General features: G+C 74.0%; 9 protein-coding genes. 6 read left to right on the top strand and 3 right to left on the bottom strand.

Annotated features, from left to right (window positions below; all coding sequences use genetic code 11):
* The 4 genes from E1298_RS43265 to E1298_RS43250 all read left to right on the top strand — a co-directional run.
* Positions 1–439: DUF1761 domain-containing protein (locus tag E1298_RS43265; RefSeq protein WP_207945195.1), on the top strand; the 439-nt coding region annotated here is incomplete at its 5' end.
* Positions 440–479: 40 nt separating this feature from the next.
* On the top strand, positions 480–911 hold the full coding sequence (locus tag E1298_RS43260; protein WP_131903194.1) for a PPOX class F420-dependent oxidoreductase: 432 nt from the start codon (positions 480–482) through the stop codon (positions 909–911).
* A complete protein-coding gene (locus tag E1298_RS43255) occupies positions 908–1606 on the top strand; it encodes a cytochrome P450 family protein (protein WP_131903193.1) in 699 nt (232 codons plus the stop codon). The genes E1298_RS43260 and E1298_RS43255 overlap by 4 nt, the downstream gene beginning before the upstream one ends.
* Positions 1607–1723: 117 nt before the next feature.
* A complete protein-coding gene (locus E1298_RS43250; RefSeq protein ID WP_131903192.1) occupies positions 1724–2074 on the top strand; it encodes a cytochrome P450 in 351 nt (116 codons plus the stop codon).
* Positions 2075–2110: 36 nt separating this feature from the next.
* On the opposite strand, the gene E1298_RS43245 is transcribed toward E1298_RS43250, so the two are convergent.
* Positions 2111–3364 carry an RNA polymerase sigma factor gene (locus E1298_RS43245; RefSeq protein ID WP_131903191.1) on the bottom strand — a complete coding sequence of 418 codons (1254 nt, stop codon included), beginning with the start codon at positions 3362–3364 and terminating at the stop codon, positions 2111–2113.
* A 2-nt stretch (positions 3365–3366) separates the two neighbouring features.
* A complete protein-coding gene (locus tag E1298_RS43240) occupies positions 3367–3705 on the bottom strand; it encodes a YciI family protein (RefSeq protein WP_131903190.1) in 339 nt (112 codons plus the stop codon).
* A gap of 202 nt (positions 3706–3907) precedes the next feature.
* On the opposite strand from E1298_RS43240, the gene E1298_RS43235 reads away from it, so the two are divergent.
* Entirely contained in the window at positions 3908–5008 is a 1101-nt protein-coding gene (locus E1298_RS43235; RefSeq protein WP_243726194.1) for a WD40/YVTN/BNR-like repeat-containing protein, read from the top strand.
* 51 nt (positions 5009–5059) lie between these two features.
* Entirely contained in the window at positions 5060–5416 is a 357-nt protein-coding gene (locus tag E1298_RS43230) for a PRC-barrel domain-containing protein (RefSeq protein ID WP_131903189.1), read from the top strand.
* Between the two features lie 5 nt (positions 5417–5421).
* Here E1298_RS43230 and E1298_RS43225 read toward each other — a convergent pair whose 3' ends face one another.
* On the bottom strand, positions 5422–5781 hold the full coding sequence (locus tag E1298_RS43225) for a DUF488 domain-containing protein (protein ID WP_243726193.1): 360 nt from the start codon (positions 5779–5781) through the stop codon (positions 5422–5424).
* Position 5782 lies beyond the last annotated feature (1 nt).

Genomic DNA, 5782 nt, shown 5'->3' with positions numbered 1-5782 from the left:
GCCCTCCCCACCCCGCGGAGCCCCGATGAGCGCACTGACCGACCCTGGCGACGTCAACTACCTCGCCGTGACCGTCGCCGCCGTGACCCGGCTCCCCATCGCCGGCCTGTGGCACTCCCCGATCATGTTCGGCACGTACTGGGAACGCGACGTCGGCCTCAGCGCCGAGCAGATGCGCCGCCGCCGGCTGCCCGCGCTGTTCGTCCTGGCCTTCGCGACGTCCCTGGCGGGGGCCTTCGTGCTCGCGCTCCTGCTCGGCCGGGACGCGGGCCTCGCCGCGGGCGCGCTCGCGGGCCTGCTCACCGGGCTCTGCGTCGCCGCCGGCGCGCTGCTGAGCTCGATGGCGTTCGAGGCCCGCCCGCCCCGGCTGATCGCCATCGACGTCGGCTTCCACACCGTGGTCTTCACCGTCATCGGCGCCGTCATCGGCGCCTGGTGACCGGCCCGCCAGCGCTCGCGCACGCCCGGAAGGGACGGACATGCACTCGGACCAGCCGTTCAGCGACACGGAGATCAAGTACATCCTCGACCAGCCGCTCGGCCGCCTCAGCACCATCGGACCGGACGGGACGCCTCAGGTGCGGCCCGTGGCGTTCCGGTTCAACACCGCCGACGGCACGATCGACATCGGCGGGCCCCGGCTGGGCACCACCCAGAAGTACCGCAACGTGCTCGCCGATCCGCGCGTGGCGTTCATCATCGACGACGTGGCGCCGGCCGAGGGCTCCGGAGCGGCGCGTCCGGGCCAGGGCCGCGGGGTCGAGATCCGCGGCCGGGCCGAGGCGTTGGACGACCAGGAGCGCATCGCCCGCTACTACAGCGAGGAGCTCATCCGGATCCGGCCGGAACGCATCATCGCGTGGAACCTCTCCGCCGATCAGCCGAAGGCGCGCGGGAGGGACGTGGGATGACCGTCGACGAAGGCCGCGACCTCACGCCGATCACCGAGCTGCGGACGGTGGGGCCGGTGACACGGGTGATGATGCTGTCGGGCGAGGCCGGCTACGCGGCGACCCGCTTCCACGACGCCCAGCGGATCCTGCCCGATCCGGCGTTCAGCTGCGCGCACACGGCCGGGCCCGGGGCCCGCAAGCACCTGCCGAGGAAGCACGTCGGGTCCGGCAGGACGCTGTTCAACCTGGATCCGCCCGAGCACACCCGGCTGCGGCGGATGGTGTCCAAGGCGTTCACGCGCGGCCGGGTCGAGGCGATGGGCGAGGAGATCCAGGCCGTCGTCGACGGGCTGCTGGACCGGATGGCCGCGACCGGACCGCCGGTGGACCTGGTCGAGGCGTTGTGCGCGCCGCTGCCGATCGCGGAGATCTGCGGGCTGCTCGGCGTGCCGTACGAGGACCGCGAAGCGTTCCACGGATGGGCCGACGCGATCATGTCCGTGGGCGGCCCGCCGCAGGAGGAGGTCCTCCAGGCGCGGAGGGCGCTGCAGGGGGACCTCGTCGCGCTGGTCGCCGCCAAGCGCGAGGAGCCCGCGGACGACCTGCTCAGCGCGCTGCTGGCCGCCGGCGGTGACGAGGAGGAGCCGATCACCGAGGCCGAGGTGGTCACCCTGGGGGTCACGCTTCTGGTCGCGGGCACGAGACGACGCTGAACCAGCTCGCCAACGGACTGCACGCGCTGCTGAGCCGCCCGGCCCTGTACGCCTCGCTCCACCGCGACCCGGGGCTGGTGCCGGCGGCGGTGGAGGACTGCTGCGCCACAGCCCGTCCTGCGGGTCACGAATCCGCGCCTCGCCACCCGGGACGTGACGATAGGCGATGTGCTCATCCCGGCGGGGAGCATGGTCGCGGCGTCCCTGATCGCGGCCAACCACGATCCCGAGGTCGTCGCCGATCCCCAGGAGATGGACTTCGGGCGCCCCGACAACAAGCACGTGGCGTTCGGGCATGGGACGCACTTCTGCCTGGGCGTGCACCTCGCCCGCGCCGAGCTGCGGGTGGCGCTCGACAGTCTGGCGCGCAGGTTCCCCGGCCTGCGGCCGGCCGTCGCCCCCTCGGAGATCCCGTGGCGGAAGAACTCCCTGTTCCACGGCCCGTCCGAACTCCCGGTGACCTGGTAGGGCCCGCGCGACCGCCTTCGCGGCCCTCACCACGCCTTAGCCGAGACGCTCCGCGAGCAGTGCGTGCTGGGCCGGGTTGGTCGCCAGCTCCAGGGCGCGCCGGTCGGCGGCGCGGGCCTCGCCGGGGTGCCCGAGGGCGCGCAGGAGCTCGGCGCGGGTGGCGTGGTACAGCGGGTAGCGCTCAAGGACGCGCCGGTCGGCGGGGGTGAGGACGTCCAGCGCGGCGAGGGCGGCGCGGGGGCCGCCGCGGGCGCCGGGATGGTGGTGCAGGGCGATTGCGCGGTGCAGCCGGTGGACCGGGGTCGGGGCGAGGGCCAGGAGCATGTCGTAGAGGACGACGATCTGCGGCCAGTCGGTCTCGTCCCAGGTGGGAGCCTCGGCGTGGCACGCGACGATGGCCGCCTGCACCTGGTACGGGCCGGGCCTGCGGGCGGCGGCGGCCCGCTCGATCAGGCGCGTCGCGTCCAGGATGGCGCCGTGGTCCCAGCGGCCGCGGTCCTGGTCGCGGAGCGGGATCAGGGCGCCGTCCGGATCGAAGCGGGCGCCGACGCGCGCCTGGTGGAGGCGGATGAGGGCGAGCAGCCCCAGGGCCTCGGGCTGCCGGGGCATCAGCCAGGCCAGGGTGGCGGCGAGCCATTCGGCGTCGTCGGCCAGGTCACGCGCGTGCGGGCGGTCGCCGCCGCTGGTCAGATACCCCTCGTTGAACAGCAGGTAGATGACGGCCAGGACCTGGTCGAGGCGTTCGGGCAGCTCGGCGTCCGGCGGGACGCGGTAGGGGACGCCCGCCTCGGTGATCTTGCGTTTGGCCCGCGTGATGCGCTGCGCCACGGTCGTCTCGGGCACCAGGAACGCCGCCGCGATCTGGGCGGTGGTCAGCCCGCACACGGTCCGCAGCGTCAGCGCGATCCGCGCCTCGCGCGGCAGCGCCGGATGACAGCAGGTGAAGATCAGCTTGAGCCGGTCGTCGGGCTCGGCGTGGACGGGCGAGCTGAGCCGGGCGAGTTTGTCGCGGTAGACGGCCTGGCGGCGCAGCACGTCCAGCCCGCGGCGGCGTGCCACGGTCAGCAGCCACGCGTCCGGATGGTCGGGGACGCCCTCGTCCGGCCAGCGGCGCAGCGCGGTCTCCACGGCGTCCTGCACGACGTCCTCGGCGGCGGCGAAGTCGCCCAGGACCCGCACCAGGCACGCCGTCAGCCGGCCCGCGTGCTCGCGCACCACGCGGGCCAGCTCGGCGTGCGCACCGTCCGCCGGCGAAGGCGTGCCGCCCGCGCTCGGGTGGGCTCCGTCCATGCTCAGGTGATCGGCCGGATCTCGATGAGCGGACAGGCGGGCCAGGACCGCGCGATTGCCATCGCCTCGTCCAGGTCGGCGACCTCGATCTCGGCGTAGCCGGAGACGACCTCCTTGCCCTCGACGAACGGGCCGTCGGTGACCACCGCCTCGCCGCCGCCCAGCCGCATCGTGGTGGCCGTCTCGGCCGGATGCAGGTGCGCGTGGTGGGTGATCTGGCCCGCGTGCTCGGCGAACCACTGGCCGACCCGCTCGAACGCCGCCTGCCGCTCCTCATCGCTCATGGCCCGCAGCTCGCCGGCGAACTGCTCGGTCTCGACGAACATCAGCACGTACTTCATGACCTCACCCCGGTCGGTAGCGGGCAGCCGATGGTGTCCATACCCGGTCTCATCATGCGCTCCTCCCTGCGTCGAAACGGCGGGCCCCGTTGGCCGTCGTACACCCCCTAGACGAACGGGACGGCCCGCGACACGACAACGCGCCGCGGTCGCCCCGCTGTGGGCCTGGACGGCTTGATCACCATTCGTTAGCTTGCGACGCATGAAACCGATGCTCGCGATGGTCCGGAAGATCTCGTTCGCCGGAGTCTGCGGGGCGGTGGTCGCGGCGTCCCTCGCGGCACCGGCCGCCGCGCAGCCGGGCGGGGACGCGCCCCGGATCAAGCCGGAGTGGCGGCTCACGCCGACCGGGACCGACTCGCGGCTGCGGGGGCTGGCGGCGGTCGGGCGGAAGGTCGCCTGGGCGGCGGGCAGCGGCGGGACCGTCCTGCGGACGACCGACGCCGGGCGCACCTGGCGGAAGGTCGGCCCGGCCGACGCGGCGGGCCTGGAACTGCGCGACATCGAGGCGTTCGACGCCGACCGGGCCGTGGTCCTGGCCATCGGCGAGGGCGACGCGTCCCGCGTCTACCGGACCTCCGACGGCGGACGCACCTGGACGCTCGGCTTCAAGAACGACCACCCCAAGGCGTTCTACGACTGCATGACGTTCTCCGACTCCCGGCACGGGCTGGCGGTCAGCGACCCCGTGGACGGGCGGTTCCGGCTCATCGCCACCAGCGACGCGGGACGAAGCTGGCGGGTCCTGCCCGGCAAGGGCATGCCCGAGGCGCTGCCGGGCGAGGCCGCGTTCGCCGCCAGCGGGCAATGCCTGGTCGGCCACGGCCGCCGGGACGTCTGGCTCGCCACCGGTGGCGCGGCCCGGTCGCGGGTGTTCCACTCCCGGGACCGCGGCCTCACCTGGACCGTGTCCGACACCCCCTTGCCCAGCGGCGCGTCCCAGGGCGTGTTCGCGGTGGCGTTCCGCGACACCCGGCACGGCATCGCCGTGGGCGGCGACTACCGTCCCGGGGAGCCGTCCCCCTCGGCCGCCGCGACGACCAGCGACGGCGGCCGCACCTGGCACCTCGCGCCCCGTCCCCCGGCCGAGTACCGGTCCGGCGTGACGTGGCCGGCCTACACCGGCCCCGCCGCGCTCGCCGTGGGCCCCACGGGCAGCGACGGCACCCTGGACGGCGGCCGCTCGTGGACGCGGTTCGACACCGGCGGCTTCGACACCGTGGACTGCGCCTCCGACGGCGGCTGCTGGGCCACCGGCGAGAAAGGGCGGGCGGCCAGGCTCACCTTCAGTCTCCCCAGGTGAACGCTCCGGCCGGGGCGGATTCGACGGCCATCGGCGGGGAACGTAGGCCCCATGATTCAGGCAGCCGATATCCGTGAATGGCGCACCCACGACGTGCTCGACACCGGCGGGCACAAGATCGGCACGCTGGAGGCGGTCTACGTCAACACCAGCACGGACGAGCCCGCCATGGCCACCGTCGAGGTCGGCCTGCCCACCCGCCGCAAACTGGTGTTCGTCCCCCTGGGCGACGCGACCGTCGGGCCCGGCTACGTGCGCGTCAACTACGACAAGTCGCTGGTCAAGGACGGCCCGTCGATGGGCACCGACGACGTCCTGCCCGCCGAGGACGAGGAGGCCGTCTTCCGCCACTACGGCCTGCCCTACGAACAGGGCCCCGGAGGCGAGCGCCGTCTCGCCCGCCGCTGACCGCCTCAGCCGATCATCTCCGCCAGCACGGCGGCCTGGCTGATCCGGACGTCCTTGGTGGCGGTGAGCAGCGTCACCGTCCCGTCCCGGGCCAGTCCCCGCAGATGCTCCAATGCCCGCTCCCGCTCGGGCTCCCGCAGCTCGGACCGGTAGCGCCGGGTGAACTCCGCGAACCGCTCGGGATCATGCGCGTACCACTTGCGCAGCTCCGTGGACGGGGCGACCTGCTTGCACCACTCGTCGACGCGCGCCTTGTCCTTGCCGAGCCCGCGAGGCCACACGCGGTCCACCAAGACCCGGACCCCGTCCGAGGACGCCGGCTCGTCGTAGACGCGCCCCACCCTGACCCTGCCCATCGTCGGCACC

Source organism: Actinomadura rubrisoli (assembly GCF_004349215.1).
Classification (GTDB): domain Bacteria; phylum Actinomycetota; class Actinomycetes; order Streptosporangiales; family Streptosporangiaceae; genus Spirillospora; species Spirillospora rubrisoli.
This window is presented reverse-complemented; position numbering and strand designations above follow the sequence as displayed.

Excerpts from the sequence above, each read along its gene's own strand:
- E1298_RS43260 (WP_131903194.1), top strand. The coding sequence starts at position 480 with ATGCACTCGGACCAGCCGTTCAGCGACACGGAGATCAAGTACATCCTC.
- E1298_RS43255 (WP_131903193.1), top strand. The coding sequence starts at position 908 with ATGACCGTCGACGAAGGCCGCGACCTCACGCCGATCACCGAGCTGCGG.
- E1298_RS43245 (WP_131903191.1), bottom strand. The coding sequence starts at position 3,364 with ATGGACGGAGCCCACCCGAGCGCGGGCGGCACGCCTTCGCCGGCGGAC.
- E1298_RS43240 (WP_131903190.1), bottom strand. The coding sequence starts at position 3,705 with ATGAAGTACGTGCTGATGTTCGTCGAGACCGAGCAGTTCGCCGGCGAG.
- E1298_RS43235 (WP_243726194.1), top strand. The coding sequence starts at position 3,908 with ATGAAACCGATGCTCGCGATGGTCCGGAAGATCTCGTTCGCCGGAGTC.
- E1298_RS43230 (WP_131903189.1), top strand. The coding sequence starts at position 5,060 with ATGATTCAGGCAGCCGATATCCGTGAATGGCGCACCCACGACGTGCTC.